The following is a 15,819-nucleotide window of genomic DNA, read 5'->3' as shown; positions in this document are numbered from 1 at the left end:
GATGTAATCCGTATTTCTTGGCACAAAAGCTTTCCGCACTTGACGCCCGCGTTCGGTACGGATAGGAATGTTTTGAAGGTTGGGATTATTACTGCTCAAACGACCAGTAGCAGCAACGGTTTGCATATAATCGGTATGGACGCGGCCAGTTGACGGTTCTACCTGAGTTGGTAGGGCATCAACATAAGTGCTTTTTAGTTTTGCAAGCCCTCGATAATCCAAGATATGTTGAATGATGTCATGATCTTTTGCTAAATAAGAGAGAATATCCTCTCCGGTAGCATATTGACCCGTTTTGGTTTTTTTAGGTTTATCGACTAATTTGAGTTTGTCAAATAAAATTTCTCCAAGCTGTTTTGGCGATGCAATATTGAAGACTTCGCCAGCTTCTTCAAAAATATTTGCTTCTAAAGTTTTAATGTCATTGTCCAATTGTTCAGAAAGCGAGTTCAGGAATTTTTCATCCAAATTGATCCCTTCCAATTCCATATCGGCAAGCACACGTAATAACGGTATTTCAATCTCGTCAAATAATTTTTGGGTATTGGCTTCGGTCAATTCCTTTTCAAAATGTTCTTTGAGCTGCAAGGTGATATCGGCATCCTCAACAGCATATTCGGTTTGTTTTTCCAAAGGAACATCGCGCATGGTGAGTTGGTTTTTACCTTTTTTACCAATTAAATCTTCAATAGGAATTGGCATATAATTCAAATAGGTTTCTGCCAAAACATCCATATTATGTCGCATATCTGGGTTTATAAGGTAATGCGCCAACATGGTATCAAACAATTTGCCCTTAACCTGTATATTATATTTATGAAGAACTTTGATGTCGTATTTTAAATTCTGACCCACTTTTTCGATGGCGTCGTTTTCAAAAAATGGACGAAGTTGTTCTATCAAATGCTGCGCTTCATCCTTATTTTCCGGAAATGGCAAATAGAATCCTTTGCCAACTTCCCATGAAAATGCAATGCCTACCAATTGCGCTGTTATCGGATCCAAATCTGTAGTTTCGGTATCAAAACATACACTGGTTTGTTTCATCAAATTTTGAATAAACAATTTGGTGGCCATTGTACTTGTAATACTTTGGTAAAAATGTGAAGTGGTATTCGATTTGGCTCGAATATGTGCCTCAGAAGTTGAAGCAGCAGAATCCTCATCTCCATTACCTCCAAACAAAGAAAATTGACCCGATCCTGCAGTGGCAGAATTAGTGGTTGTATTTGTGGTTTCCTGTGATTTTGCTCCTGAAGACGAGAGCGTACTGTCAGTACTTTCGGCGTTAAAGGTTTTAAGAAAATTGCTGGTTAATTGTCTAAATTCCAATTCCCGAAAAATGGCTGTGACGGCTTCCACATCAGGATGTGTCATCTCAAAATCTTTTTCACAAAACTCCACGGGTACATCGAGCATGATGGTTGCCAGGGTTTTGGAGAGCATTCCTAATTCTTTATTGGCTTCAATGTTCTCTTTCATCTTTCCTTTGAGCTCGTGCGTGTTTGCCAAAAGATTTTCCATGCTACCATATTCCTTAATGAATTTTTTGGCTGTTTTTTCACCAACGCCCGGTAGTCCTGGAATGTTATCCGAAGAATCGCCCATCATTCCTAAAAAATCAATGACTTGTAAAGGTGTTTCGACTTCAAATTTTTTCTTAACCTCATCAACGCCCCAAGTTTCATAGCCGCCACCGAATGATTTTGGGCGGTACATAAAAATATTGTCAGTTACCAATTGTGCAAAGTCTTTATCCGGGGTCACCATAAAAGTTTTATAACCTTGGGCTTCTGCTTGCCTTGAAAGCGTTCCAATCACATCGTCGGCTTCAAAACCTTCTTTCACGATGATTGGAATGTGCATGGCTTTTAGTATGTTTTGAATATGAGGAATAGCGGTTTTAATGCCTTCAGGAGTTTCATCGCGGTTGGCTTTGTAAGCTTCAAACATTTCTGCCCGATCTACACTGCCGCCTTTGTCAAAGCACACAGCCAAATGATCTGGCCGTTCGCGTTTAATAACATCCAGCAGAGAGTTCATAAACCCCATAATGGCAGAGGTGTCTTCGCCTTTTGAGTTGATTCTTGGATTCTTTATAAAAGCATAATAACCTCTAAAAATAAGGGCATAAGCATCGATCAGAAAAAGTCTTTTTTGTTCGGACATAGTTGTTTTTTTCAAGTTTATAAAACTACAAAAAACTTCAGACCTTTTAGATTTTATAAACCTTAAAAGCTTTATAATACTTCTACACAACTAGGTGCTTTGGATTTAGATTTAAGAAGAATTGGGAACTTGTTGAGAATTTGGTATTTAATTCCCTAAGGGCGAATAGGTATGGTAAAACTTATATTTAATTCGAATTTTAATTTCTTGGAGATTCGATAATATGGAAATGGTTATTAAAAATATCATAGTTCATTCATGGTGGCATAGTAACAATGGATAAACGTACAATGGCACCTGAGCACGAAATCTGATTTTAAAAATGGTAGTATGGCTATAAATAATGCATTTAACAAATCCTTTTTAAATACGGTTTTTTAACAATTCTATTCCAGAAAATAAAGATTTGAAATATTTAATGGAACTCATAAAATACTTGGTTGTATGGGTAATCTTAGTTGTTGTTTATTAGCAAGTTTTTACGTCTTTGATTCGTATTTGTAAGCTTTTACGATAAGCTGTGATGCTTACCAAATCATAACTTTTTTTATAATTAATAGTGGTTACATTTATGACGGAAGGCGTTCTTAGGGAGATTTTATTTTCAGTTTGCTGATGAATATTCGTCATATCCATCCTAATTATTTCGTTTTTTATCTCTACGTCATTAATAGTATCTTGACTAAAAGCTAGTGTTGGTAAAGCGATGAATACAATAGGGATAAGTATTTTTTTCATAATCAGATTACGTATGTTTATTTAAAATGATAATAAAGAAACAACGCAAATGGATTGAAAAATAATAAATTAGATATAAAACATCGATAAACGGTTGATGTGAAAACAGACCCAAAATTTATCGATGAAATACATGAAATAGCTCAACAGCCTAGTAAATACGTTTGTTATCCATTTTGATAAAACCGATTTTCATCATTAGCATCTGTTTTGTCGATAAATGGCAGGTTTGCTTAATTTTTAGGCTGGTAGTTTTTAAAAAGTACTGATTAAAATAAATAATGGTTTGTTGAAATCAGGAATACATGAGTTGGTATGCTGATTTAAAAAGCTTTTGATGTGCTTTTGATTTTTAAATTCACACTTACTCAATACTAATCTCATCCACAAATATCCAGCTCTTTCCGTAAGATTCGTACCCCGAATGCCATTTTGGAAGACGTCCTAATTTTTTTGCAACAAGTTTTACATACTGCGCATTTCGATCTTTAAGATCAAACGATAGAGTTCTTATTTGTATTTCGTTCAAAGGTTGGGTTGCATTGATGTTTTGTTTTCCAATAAGCTGAAAACCCATAGTGTCGTTTGATACATAACACAGCACTTCTGTTGGAGAAAAGATGAAGGACCGTTGGTCTACTAAAAAATTCACTTTGATGTTGTGGATAGGCTGCTCTTTGCCTAAATCGATAATAGCAATGACATCTTTATCTTCGTAGCCTTGCCATGAGCCCGATCTAAAATCTTTTGAGCCTTTAATGCCGTCAATCAAAGCATCATTTCCACCACCGCTATACTGGTTGGCATATTTTGTTTTAAGTTCTATGCTTTTATCAGGATCTATTTTATAGAAATTAGTCGTAATGACTGCGCTTTTAATCTCATCTTTTTCGGAATATACTTTTAATGTTGAAGGTTCTGAGATAACAAACGGTTTTTCGTATTTGATGTAAGTCGTATCGTTTAAGGTGTAAAAAATATCGGTTTCTTTCTGGGCATTTTCCAAAATGATTTCAGTTTCATTTCTAAAGGTAATGTCACCTTTTGCAATAAATGGTGCTGGCACAATTTTGAACTGATCAATAGAAGTGGTAGGAACTTCATCATCTTCGGTAGCCCAATCTGATGGCGAATTGGTCATGAAAAACTCTAAAGTTCCACCTCTTAAAATATCTTTTGAAGAAATATAACTTTGCTTCAACTTCGATCCATTAAGTTTTACATAATCGATATATTTATTTTCTTCGGAAAGATTAAACGCTTTGATGGTGAAATTATTTCCGTTTTCGAGGTTGACCGTGGCCTTGTTAAATAGTGGTGTTCCTATAATATATTGATCGGCTCCGGGCGTTACAGGATAAAAGCCCATGGCCGAAAATACGTACCAAGCGCTCATCTGTCCGCAATCTTCATTACCGGCCAGCCCGTCGGGACTATTTCTGTAAAGTTCGGTAAGGATTCGTCGGACTTTTTCTTGTGTTTTATAAGGTTTGTTCACAAAATTATAGAGGTAAGCCATGTGGTGACTGGGTTCATTGCCATGCGCATATTGTCCAATGAGTCCTGTAATATCTTGCATATTCCTGCCAGAAGTTTGGCTATTTCCTGCGAACAAAGTGTCCAATTGGGATTCCAGAACTTCTTTTCCGCCCAATAAGTCTATAAATCCCGAAATGTCTTGAGGCACATAAAAACTATATTGCCAGGCATTGGCTTCGGTATAATTAAAATTGACTTCATAAGGATCAAAAGGAGCAAACCATTTATTTCTGATGCGTCCTCTCATGAACTTGCTTTCTGGATCAAAAACGTTTTTATAGTTTTGGGCGCGTTTGATATAAGTTTCGTAATCGTCGTCTTTTTTTAGAGCATAGGCCATTTTAGCAATGGTCCAATCATCGTAAGCATATTCCAAGGTTTTTGAAACCGATTCACTTTCTTCTTCAACAGGGATAAATCCAAGTTCTTTATACGGTTTTAATCCGAAATGATTTTGATTGGCCGAATGTTTCATTGCTTCGAAAGCTTTTCCGGGATCAAAGCCTTTAATTCCTTTTAAATAAGCATCCGCAATAACGGGAACAGCGTGATAACCAATCATTGTTTTGGTCTCATTGGCGCTTAACTCCCACATGGGCAAAATACCTGCTTCGTCATATTTCGCAAGTAAAGTGTTGATAAAACTGCTGGTACGCTTGCGTTCAATTAACGTATATAAAGGATGCGCTGCACGATAGGTGTCCCAAAGTGAAAATACCGTATAATATTTAAAAGCATCGGTTTTATGAATTTTCATATCCATGCCTCTATAGCGCCCGTCTACATCTTGATAAAGGTTGGGCGCAATCATAGTATGGTAAAGTGCCGTGTAAAAAATGGTTTTATGATCGGGATTATTATCTTCGATCACAATTTTTTCCAGCTGTTTTTCCCAAGTAGATTGTGCAATTTCTTTTACCTCGTCGAAAGTTTTAGTGCCAATTTCAGTTTCCATATTCCTTTTGGCACCTTCTTCATCAACAGCACTGATGCCAATTTTGACATAAATAGGTTCGTTTTTAGGATTGTCAAATTGAAAAACCGCTTTCTTATTGGTCAATTTTTGTTTTGATGCAATTAAATCGACCGATAAAGGATGTGAAAATTTGATATAATAAAATAATTTTTGATTGGCTGCCCATGACTTCGAATGGCGATAACCTGTAATTTCCGTCCTCGAAGTCTGTTTTATTTTTGATGTGAGAAGTTCATCGCGATGCTCTAGATCCAAAACGATAATCTGGTTTTTTGCTGTTGGAAACTGGTATTTATGGATGCCGCTGCGTTCTGAAACGGTCAGTTCAACATTTATATCCGTATCTTGTAAATAAACTTGATAATAACCAGGTTCAGCGCGTTCATTGTCGTGCGAAAATTTTGAGCGATAGCCTTTTTTACCATCACTTCCGTTTTTGAAAACCACTTCGTTAGTGGGCATGAGCAAAATATCGCAATAATCGCTTACGCCAGTTCCGCTTAGATGTGTGTGCGTAAAACCATAAATATATGAATCCGAATAGTGATAGCCCGAAGCCCCATCCCAGCCTTCAAGGCGTGTGTCAGGACTTAATTGCATCATTCCAAAAGGCATAGTGGCACCCGGGTAGGTGTGTCCGTGACCGCCTGTTCCAATAAAAGGATTTACCAAGGATATTAATGCTTTGTCTTTTATTGCTGGTGTTGTTTTGGGATGGTCAGAGCACCCTACGAATAGAAAAAGTGCCGCAATTATTGAAAGAAATGACTTCATCACTGATGGGATTAATATCGTAGGCGAAATATACTAAATCTTAAGGGACGGTTAAATTTTATGGCAACTTTTTAATAAGTGTCTAAATCATTTATCTTTGAAAAAAACTCTGTTATGATGCGATGGTTCCTGTTCTTGATTTTTTTTGTGGTGGTGACGTTGTATGGATATCAGGCGGTAAGGACAGTTACTAAAAGTATCTGGATCCATTATATATTTATCGCCATTGCAGTATTGGTGGTCGGGAATTTGATCCTTCAATTTGGCTTTGGTGATAAAGGTCGTGTCCTTTCACCGTCAAAAAGTTATGCTTTTGGTCTTATTTTGACTTTTATGGCGTCAAATTCCATCGTCATCCTTTTTTTATTTGGCGAGGATATTTTCCGTTTTATTTTTGGCATTTATACCAAGCTTTTTACATCCAATGAAACTTTTTACATCCCATCGCGACGAAAATTTATCAGTGCGATTGCTATTGGTGCTGCAGCTATTCCTTTTACCTCTATGCTTTATGGCATGTATAAAGGAAAGTACAATTTTAGAGTGATAAAGCACACCTTGCATTTTGACGATTTGCCGGAAGCTTTTGATGGTTACCGAATCACACATATTAGTGATATCCATACGGGAAGTTTTGACAATCGGCCTGAAGTTGAGCGTGCCATTAGTATGGTTAAGGCCCAAAAATCGGATGTCATTTTGTTTACCGGTGATTTGGTGAACAATAAAAGTACCGAATTGCTGCCATGGAAAGATTTGTTGGGCGAATTAAAGGCTCAGGATGGCGTGTTTTCTGTACTTGGAAATCATGATTATGGCGATTATATTGATTGGAATTCTTCGGCCGAAAAAGAGCAGAATCTTGAAGATTTGAAACAACTTCAAAAAGAAATGGGTTATGATCTGTTGCTTAACGAAAACCGATTTATAGAACGAAATGGCCAGCGATTGGCACTTTTAGGTGTCGAAAACTGGGGCAAAGGTGGCTTTAAAAAAGCTGGTGACCTGAAGAAAGCAGCTGAAGGCGTTCGTCCGGATGATTTTAAAATTTTGATGAGCCACGATCCAAGCCATTGGGATGAAGTGGTTTGTAACGATAATTATCATTATCATCTTACTTTAAGTGGACATACGCATGGGATGCAATTTGGCATTGAAATTCCAGGATGGATAAAATGGAGTCCGATAAAATACCGCTACAAACATTGGGCAGGTATTTATAAGGAAAAGGAGCAATACATTAATGTAAATAGAGGTTTTGGCTATTTAGGTTATCCCGGTCGGATTGGTATTTGGCCGGAAATAACGGTTATCGAACTTAAAAAAGGATCTGAAAAACCAATGGTATAACGGGCTTATTAAGTGCGAATAAGCTATTTGTGGATGTTTTAGGATAATAAAAAAAAAATAACTAGGTTTGTAAGAGTCTGTTTAAAAATACAACAGGTTCTAATAACACATTTGATTTAAACATTACAATGTATGTCAAAATTTGGAGAAATCATAGATGTCAATATGCCTGTTCTGTTGGATTTTTTTACGGAATGGAATGAAGAATCTACTGCAATGCATCCGGTGTTAAGAGATGTAGCCGCTGCTCTTGGAAACAAGGCAAAAGTGATAAAAATAGATGTCGATAAAAACAAGGAATTGGCCGAGGCATTACGTGTTAAGGGCTTGCCTACATTTATTATCTATAAAAACGGCGAAATGAAATGGCGCCACAGTGGTCCGCAAGATGCCGATACGCTTATTGAAATTCTTCAGGAATATATCTAGAAAAACGCCTGAGAAGTCAGGAATCTCTTCTTTTCAGTCAACAAGTTTTCTACATTGGAATACTTTTAAACACAAAACCTTCATTACTGAAATGTTCTAAGGTTTTGGCCAATGCATACTGCATGCGCGGAGCAGCCTTTAAGCTATCATGAAAAACCACGATACTTCCAGATTCGGTTTTTGAAATGACGTTTTTAGCAGATTGTTCTTTAGTTATTGAATCTTTCCAATCAAAAGCCAAGACATCCCACATGATAATTTTGTAACCCAAATTGAGCAACTGCTTTCCTTGACTTGATTTGATTTTTCCGTAAGGCGGACGGAACAGTTTTTTGTTGATTGCTGATTGCTGATTGTCGTTTGTTGATTGTTGAAAACCTATGGTTTCTTGTGTTTTTAGAACTTCATTGACATAAACTTCAGTGTTAGTCGTCCAACCTTTTAGATGTGAAAATGTGTGGTTGCCTATGGCATGACCATCTTTTAAAGTATCTTGAAATATCTCAGGATGACTTTCAATATTGTTACCAATACAAAAAAAAGTCGCTTTTGCGTTGTATGATTTTAAAAGCTCTAAAGTCCAATTGGTTATTTCTGGTGTTGGACCATCATCAAAAGTTAGGTAAATTACCTTCTGATCATTAGGCATATCCCAAGTGTAATTTGGAAATATGCCTTTAATCAGTTTGGGTGTTTTAACAGGAATGAAATTCACGGAAAATCAATCAAATTGCAATAAACTATCTATCGTATCGGTTACTAAATCACGTTCTTCACGTGGTGCTTCCTGACGGGATCCATCACTCATAAAATGCTTGAACAATTGCAGATAGTTATTAAATAATTCGGTTTCTTCCATGGCAAAATCCTTGTCATTATAGACTACAGTAATATCAACTAAACTTCTGTAACGCTCAATATCAGTTACAATTTCATCCAGATAACGGGTTTGTGTTTCTAAAGGAAGTCCGCTATAATACGTGAGACTTTCTTGATATTTTTTGGTAACATCCTTATAGAGTTTTCTGGCTTTTTCAATTTTACTAAGTTCATAATAACCGCTAATATAGGGTTCTAACAAGGTGTAATAGCCAAAATCATCAACTGGCATTTTCTCCATGGCCAAATCGGCTATGTTCTCTGCTTTTTCCAATTGGTCCTCATTGATCAATTGTTCCATTAAACGTGCTAAGTTACCGCGGTAAGTGATGCCGTTTTTACGAGTTTCTACATCATGATAAATATGTGGATTTCCGCTGTTGCCCCAATCCCATGACATAACTTTGTCGTACATTAAATCGGTGTCCACACGGCCCATATCAAACGGATTTGCTCTATCAACAGGTGTTCTGATCGGAACGAGTTTATAGACCAAGCCATCCAGTTGCAGGTAATCTTTCATCCAGATATAATCATCGTCCCCAAAACTTCCACCGGTAAAATAGATAGGACGTTCCCAATTGTTATTGGCTACAATGTCCAACATCATTAGTCGTTGTTTGTATAAAGCATTGCCTTTGATTTCGATGACAATATCGTCCACAATTTTATCAGCATCTTTTTCTTTTACGATTCCATGTTTTAAAACTGAAGCTTTATCAACCGGAATTCTGACAAATCGTGTTGGATAATAATTGGAGTTTAGCATGTTTGACGGGTATCCGCTAATATCTCTACCTTCTTGCTGTAAGGCATATTTTAGTTTTGTACGCGGATTGTCACTGCTCACAAAATCCATAAAATCCTTGATGTCCAAAGTATCTTGGGTAATTTCCTTTTCAACAATATAATCACGGGTGCCATAACGGTATTGGGCATGTGTTAATTGCGATGGGATAGGATCACTGGTATAAGCTTTGCGTTTCATTTGGTCAATATACCAATCCGTTTGGAAGAGGCTGGTGTTGACCACGCGTACATCACGTCGGATACCTTCAATCTCTTGTGCATACCATAAAGGGAATGTGTCATTATCGCCAATAGTAAATAAGATGGCATTAGGTTGGCACGATTCTAAATATTTAATGGCCATGGCATGTGCCGTTTTTTTGCCCGAACGATCGTGGTCGTCCCAATTGTTGGCAGCCAATATCCCTGGAACCAAAATCAAGCACACCAAGGTAATAGCATGTGGTAAATATTTTGAAGCGGTATATTTTCGGAGTGCATCAAAAATGGCATATACGCCAAATCCGATCCAGATGGCAAATACATAAAACGATCCAACTACCGAATAGTCGCGCTCTCGTGGTTCAAAAGGCCGAATGTTGGTGTAAAATTGAATGGCAAGTCCGGTCATTAAGAAAAACACCAACAACACCCAGAATAGTTTTTTGTCTCTTCCCAGTAAAAACAAGAAGCCAATCAAGCCTAGAATAAGTGGTAGGAAGTAATAGGTGTTTCGTGCTTTATTGTTAAGGACATCGCTTGGTAAATTGTCCTGTGACATGTTGAGGTGCCACGAATCAATAAAATTGATGCCACTGATCCAGTTGCCGTTTAAGTCATCATATTTTCCTTGGATATCGTTTTGGCGGCCTACAAAGTTCCACATAAAATAGCGCCAGTACATATATCCAAATTGATATTCGATCATATATCCGAAATTTTGGACCAGTGATGGTTTTTCGATATCCAGATATTGTCCAAATTGTTTAAGAAATCTATGATAGCCGCTATAATCCACTTGGCCTTGTCTGACGCTCGACCTGAAATTGTTGACTATATCCTGGATTTGGCTTTCCGATTGATATTCCGGTTTGATTTTAAAGTCTAGAAAACCAGTGAACATCATATAATTCTCGGCATTTTCACTGCTCCACATTCTTGGTAAAATGGCCGCTTGCTCGGAATTGAAATTTTGTTTTGCGTTTTTATAATCGTTGACAATAACGTATTTACCAGCCACTTTATCCTTTTCATAGTTGGGCTTGTCATCTACATAAGGTTCGTTTTTGTCCAGTCCAGTGTATTGTTCGGTAAATAATGGGCCGTAAAACAAGTGTGTTTCGGGATATTGTTCAAGGTTGTAATAGGCCAAAAGTTCGCGTGCATCTGAAGGATTATTTTCGTTGACCACAACATTGGCATTTGCTCTAATAGGCAACATGAGCCAACATGAAAAACCGATAAAAATAAACATCAAGCAGAGCACCAAAGTGTTGGCAATGTGTTTTTGATGGTCGCGCGTGTATTTTAATCCAAAATAGAATGCAGCAACTACAATGATGAAGGCGATAATCGTTCCGGAGTTGAAGGGCATGCCAAGACTGTTGACAAAGAATATTTCCGACGCACTAAAAATCTTCAGCGCGTTTGGAAGTAGTAGTTTGAAAATAAATAGTAAGATCGCTGCGGAGATGACGTTAGCTACTATAAAATTAGTAACTGTGATGTTTTTATAATTCTTGAAAAAATAGATCAATCCTATGGCAGGAATGGTCAATAATCCCATAAAGTGAACGCCAAATGACAGTCCGATCACAAAAGCAATTAAAACCAGCCAACGGTTACCTCTTGGCGTATCCATATCCTGCTCCCAACGTAAGGCTAGCCAAAACATGACAGCCATGATTAAGGTTGCCATGGCATAAACTTCGGTTTCAACAGCATTGAACCAAAATGAATCTGTAAACGTGAACGCTAAACTTCCTACAAGTCCGCTGCCAAGAATGGCTATTTTTTTGGTGTCGGTAAGTTCTTCATCGGTTTTAACCAGTTTTTTGAGTAGCAAAGTGATGGTCCAAAACATAAACAGAATGGTGAACGCACTTGCTGCACCACTCATCATATTCAACATGGCGCCAATTTGGGAAGGTTCCAGTGCAAACATGGAAAAGAAGGCACCGAGCATTTGAAATAATGGTGCTCCCGGAGGGTGTCCTACCTGAAGTTTTGCCGATGTTAATATATATTCTCCCGCATCCCAAAAACTAACAGTTGGTTCAATGGTTAAAGCGTAAACGGTGAATGCAATAGCAAAGGCAAACCAACCTAAAATGGTATTCCATTTTTTGAAGTTGAAATGGTTCATAGAATTATTGTTGAATTAGAGTGGCGAATTTAGTAATAATTAAATAAGTCGGGAAAGTTTTTAAGTAAACGTTAAGTATTTGTAGATGATTGCGTAATTGGTTGTTTGGATCGGGCGTTTTTTTGTTTTTGTTGATATTGTGTATTTATATTTTTAACAAACTTATGGCTTGTCGTTTCAAAATAAATATCTTGTTACGAGCCCGTTTAAATTTTACAAAAATATTTATTTTGTAAGTATTTATATTTCTTAGATGTTTTTATATGCTCTTTTTAGCATCTTTTGGCCTTTGATGACTTGATTTAGCTCATTAAAACTGCATTGTCAAAAACTAAAATCTATCTGAAAAGGACTATAAAAATTCAATCTATAATTTTTAAACAGGCTCTTAGACTTAAATTTCTATCTGTGAAATGGATTTTATAAATCAAATTTTAAAGAATTCATCGATAAAATTGCTTATTAATATCGAGGTCGGATAATGGTTTAAATCTTTTATCGGAATTCCTTTTTGTGGAAGATTATCAATTTCAATGATCCAAAATTTGGTGTGCAAATGTTGGTGAGACAATTTATGCACAATGTCTTTATTATTATATAGACTAAACTCAAAAGGCCGATTCTCCAAAAAATCTTGTATAAAAGGATGTTTTTTAAAGTTAATGCTTTTTAATTTTTGATCCGTTTCTAAAAGTGGAAATTGATATAGGTTTTGCCAGATGCCCTTGTCTGTTCTTTTTTCAAAAATTGTTTTTTTATCGGTTGATAATAAAACCAGAAAATTAAAATACTTTGTACTTACTTTGGTTTTGTTCAGTTTGATGGGCCAGTCATTAATTTTGTTTTTTTGTAGTGCAACGCAGCTTTTATTTAATGGACAGATGGAACAATTGGGGTTTTTTGGTTTGCATTGAAGGGCGCCAAATTCCATAATTGCTTGGTTATAGTCTGATGGATTTTGATGATCCATTAAGGAAGTGGCCAATGCTTTAAACTCCTTAATGCCTTTGGTTGAATTTATAGGTGTATCCACGCCAAAATATCGCGACAGCACTCTATATACATTACCATCCACAACGGCCGTAGGTTCATTGAAGGAAATGGAAGCGATGGCGCTTGCTGTATAATCGCCCACACCTTTTAATTTCATCAGTTCTTTATAGGTATTTGGAAAAATACCATCAAGTTCGTTGGCAATATGTTTTGACGTGGCATGCAAGTTTCGGGCACGAGAGTAATAGCCTAATCCTTGCCAAAGTTTTAAAACATCAATTTCTTCTGCTTTAGCTAGGTCAAAAACAGTTGGGTATTTGCTGACAAATGCATCATAATAAGGACGGCCTTGTGCAATTTGCGTTTGTTGCAAAATTATTTCAGACAACCATATATAATAAGGGTTTTTGGTCTTTCTCCAGGGCATGTCTCGCTTATGTTCTGAATACCAAATAGTTAATATCTTGTTAAAATTCATTCTTTTTTTGTAATTCTCGACAAAAATAAACCTTTACAGTCTTAAATTTTAATTAATTAGGCTTGAAATATTGAAATTAAAATGTCTATATTTGCATCCCTTATAATTAATAGATAAACCCTAAAATTAATAACAATGACAAAAGCTGATCTAGTAGCAAAGATTTCTGAGAGATTAGGAATGGAAAAAGGAGATGTCCAAGCAACGGTTGAAACGTTTATGGAAGAAGTTAAATCATCTTTAGAAAGTGGAGATAACGTGTATTTAAGAGGTTTTGGAAGCTTTATTATCAAAACAAGAGCTGAGAAAACCGGTAGAAATATTTCTAAAAATACAACTATCAAAATTCCAGCGCACAATATCCCTGCATTTAAGCCTGCAAAAGTATTTGTAGAGAGCGTTAAGTCTAATGTACAGGTTGAGCCAGTATTGAAATAGAGTAAAGTATTAAAAGAAATATTAATTTAAAAAGACTTGATTTATGCCAAGTGGTAAAAAAAGAAAGAGACATAAGGTAGCGACGCATAAGCGTAAAAAACGTAGACGCGCTAACCGTCACAAAAAGAAAAAGTAGTTTTTTAACTACTTTTTCAGTTTTACAGTAACGTTCTTTGATATTTAATTTAAGTACAGCCATTTGTTATGGCCAGCTTAAGTTTATTGGAATTACCCGATGATTTATCGGGAATCCTGTGTCAAAAAATTTGTATAATCCATCTGTTTTGATGTTTATCACAACGGATTTAAATTAACAACATGGATAAAGAATTAATTATTCGTTCGAGTTCAGATTTTGTTGATTTTGCCTTATTAAAAGATGGAAAACTTATTGAATTGCATAGAGATGAAGAAGATAACAAATTTGCGGTTGGTGATGTGTTTATTGCCAAAATCCGTAAAGCTGTTCCTGGACTAAATGCCGCATTTGTTAATGTTGGCTATGAGAAAGATGCATTTTTGCATTATCATGATTTAGGGCCAAAATTGCCTTCACTTTTAAAATTCGTAAAGCGTGTAAGCACAGGAAAACACACAGATTTTCTGCTCAAAAACTTTCAGTTTGAAAAGGATATTGAAAAGGATGGAAGCATTGCCGATGCTTTAAAACCCAATCAATCCGTTTTGGTCCAAATTGTAAAAGAGCCTATATCAACAAAAGGACCTCGCATTAGTAGTGAGTTGTCGATAGCCGGAAGGTATATTGTTTTGGTGCCCTTTTCTGATCGTATTTCTATTTCTCAAAAAATAGAATCCAAAGAAGAGAAAGATCGTTTAAAACGATTGGTCAAAAGCATTACTCCCAAAGGTTTTGGCGTTATTGTCCGAACAGTTGCCGAAGGCAAAAAAGTGGTTGAGCTAGATACCGATTTGCAGAATTTATTGAGCCGTTGGACCGCAATGTGCAAAAAACTCAATAAAGCGCCACATCCAAGTAAAGTACTTGGAGAAATGAACAAAGCATCCTCTATATTAAGGGATATTTTTAACGATTCGTTCTCAAGTATTGTGGTGGATGATGAAGAACTTTATATGCAAATCAAAGATTACGTGCATCTTATAGCACCAAAAAAGGAATCGATTGTGAAACATCATCAAAATGGGGTTCCCATTTTTGAAAAATATGGTATTGAGCGACAAATAAAAACCTCGTTCGGACGTACGGTATCCATGGCAAAGGGCGCGTATATTGTGATAGAACACACCGAAGCCCTCCATGTTATTGATGTAAACAGTGGGAATCGATCCAACAAAGAAAAAAATCAAGAGGATACTGCCTTAGAAGTCAATATGATTTCGGCTACAGAAATTGCCCGACAGTTGCGCTTACGCGATATGGGAGGTATTATTGTGGTAGATTTTATTGACATGGGTAATGCAGAGAATCGAAAAAAATTGTACAATCATCTTCGTGAGGAAATGAAAGATGATAAAGCGAAGCATAAAATATTACCTCCTAGCAAATTTGGTCTGATTCAAATAACCAGACAACGTGTGCGCCCAGAAAGGAATATTGAAACAAAAGAAGAAAACCCAAATGTCAGTGGGGAGGAAATTGAAGCGCCAATTAAGGTTATTCAACGTATCACCCAAGACATGGAACGGATTTTCAAAAAAGACTACAAAAAGGTGACCTTAAACACACATCCTTTTATAGCGGCCTTTTTGACCAAAGGCTTCCCATCCATTAGGTCAAAATGGTTTTTAGAACATAAAAAATGGGTGAAAATATTGCCCAGAGATGCTTACACGTATCTTGAATACCATTTTTTTGATAAAAATGGTGACAAAATCAATTAATGTAAAACCCCTTATTTTAAAAAAAGTAAGGGGTTTTGTTTT

10 protein-coding genes are annotated in these 15,819 nt (G+C 36.4%); 4 read left to right on the top strand and 6 right to left on the bottom strand.

Annotated elements, in window-relative coordinates:
- From polA to VNJ50_RS07055, 3 genes are all read right to left on the bottom strand, one after another.
- Positions 1–2,169: DNA polymerase I (gene polA, locus VNJ50_RS07065; RefSeq protein ID WP_325580373.1), on the bottom strand; the 2,169-nt coding region annotated here is incomplete at its 3' end.
- A 468-nt stretch (positions 2,170–2,637) separates the two neighbouring features.
- Positions 2,638–2,907: a hypothetical protein gene (locus VNJ50_RS07060; RefSeq protein ID WP_325580370.1), complete on the bottom strand. Its 270-nt coding sequence runs from the start codon at positions 2,905–2,907 to the stop codon at positions 2,638–2,640.
- Positions 2,908–3,271: 364 nt separating this feature from the next.
- A complete protein-coding gene (locus VNJ50_RS07055) occupies positions 3,272–6,196 on the bottom strand; it encodes a GH92 family glycosyl hydrolase (RefSeq protein WP_325580368.1) in 2,925 nt (974 codons plus the stop codon).
- 114 nt (positions 6,197–6,310) lie between these two features.
- On the opposite strand from VNJ50_RS07055, the gene VNJ50_RS07050 reads away from it, so the two are divergent.
- Positions 6,311–7,546 (top strand): metallophosphoesterase, encoded by a 1,236-nt coding sequence (locus VNJ50_RS07050; RefSeq protein WP_325580366.1) that lies wholly within the window; start codon positions 6,311–6,313, stop codon positions 7,544–7,546.
- Between the two features lie 132 nt (positions 7,547–7,678).
- Positions 7,679–7,975, top strand: coding sequence for a thioredoxin family protein (locus VNJ50_RS07045; RefSeq protein WP_325580364.1), 297 nt, complete (start codon positions 7,679–7,681; stop codon positions 7,973–7,975).
- A gap of 49 nt (positions 7,976–8,024) precedes the next feature.
- Here VNJ50_RS07045 and VNJ50_RS07040 read toward each other — a convergent pair whose 3' ends face one another.
- The 3 genes from VNJ50_RS07040 to mutY form a co-directional block, all read right to left on the bottom strand.
- The gene (locus VNJ50_RS07040; protein WP_325580362.1) at positions 8,025–8,690 is read right to left on the bottom strand and encodes a polysaccharide deacetylase family protein; all 666 of its coding nucleotides are present in this window, start codon (positions 8,688–8,690) and stop codon (positions 8,025–8,027) included.
- A 6-nt stretch (positions 8,691–8,696) separates the two neighbouring features.
- Positions 8,697–12,008, bottom strand: coding sequence for a DUF2723 domain-containing protein (locus VNJ50_RS07035; protein WP_325580360.1), 3,312 nt, complete (start codon positions 12,006–12,008; stop codon positions 8,697–8,699).
- A 427-nt stretch (positions 12,009–12,435) separates the two neighbouring features.
- Complete coding sequence (gene mutY / locus VNJ50_RS07030; protein ID WP_325580358.1) at positions 12,436–13,479, bottom strand: A/G-specific adenine glycosylase; 1,044 nt, start codon at positions 13,477–13,479, stop codon at positions 12,436–12,438.
- 135 nt (positions 13,480–13,614) lie between these two features.
- Here mutY and VNJ50_RS07025 point away from each other — a divergent pair, with 135 nt between their 5' ends.
- Both VNJ50_RS07025 and VNJ50_RS07020 read left to right on the top strand, forming a co-directional pair.
- The gene (locus VNJ50_RS07025; RefSeq protein WP_325580356.1) at positions 13,615–13,917 is read left to right on the top strand and encodes an HU family DNA-binding protein; all 303 of its coding nucleotides are present in this window, start codon (positions 13,615–13,617) and stop codon (positions 13,915–13,917) included.
- 318 nt (positions 13,918–14,235) lie between these two features.
- Positions 14,236–15,777, top strand: a complete 1,542-nt coding sequence (locus VNJ50_RS07020) for a ribonuclease E/G (protein ID WP_325580355.1) — start codon at positions 14,236–14,238, stop codon at positions 15,775–15,777.
- The last annotated feature ends 42 nt before the right edge of the window (positions 15,778–15,819 follow it).

Origin of the sequence: Gelidibacter sp. (assembly GCF_035577925.1) — a bacterium.
Lineage (GTDB): Bacteria > Bacteroidota > Bacteroidia > Flavobacteriales > Flavobacteriaceae > Gelidibacter.
The sequence above is the reverse complement of the archived record's forward strand: the minus strand, read 5'-3'. Positions and strand labels throughout refer to the sequence as shown.

Bases quoted from the DNA above. Each gene is read 5' to 3' on its own strand.
- VNJ50_RS07060 (WP_325580370.1), bottom strand. From the start codon at position 2,907: ATGAAAAAAATACTTATCCCTATTGTATTCATCGCTTTACCAACACTA.
- VNJ50_RS07020 (WP_325580355.1), top strand. From the start codon at position 14,236: ATGGATAAAGAATTAATTATTCGTTCGAGTTCAGATTTTGTTGATTTT.
- VNJ50_RS07045 (WP_325580364.1), top strand. From the start codon at position 7,679: ATGTCAAAATTTGGAGAAATCATAGATGTCAATATGCCTGTTCTGTTG.
- VNJ50_RS07050 (WP_325580366.1), top strand. From the start codon at position 6,311: ATGATGCGATGGTTCCTGTTCTTGATTTTTTTTGTGGTGGTGACGTTG.
- VNJ50_RS07055 (WP_325580368.1), bottom strand. From the start codon at position 6,196: ATGAAGTCATTTCTTTCAATAATTGCGGCACTTTTTCTATTCGTAGGG.
- VNJ50_RS07025 (WP_325580356.1), top strand. From the start codon at position 13,615: ATGACAAAAGCTGATCTAGTAGCAAAGATTTCTGAGAGATTAGGAATG.
- mutY (WP_325580358.1), bottom strand. From the start codon at position 13,479: ATGAATTTTAACAAGATATTAACTATTTGGTATTCAGAACATAAGCGA.
- VNJ50_RS07035 (WP_325580360.1), bottom strand. From the start codon at position 12,008: ATGAACCATTTCAACTTCAAAAAATGGAATACCATTTTAGGTTGGTTT.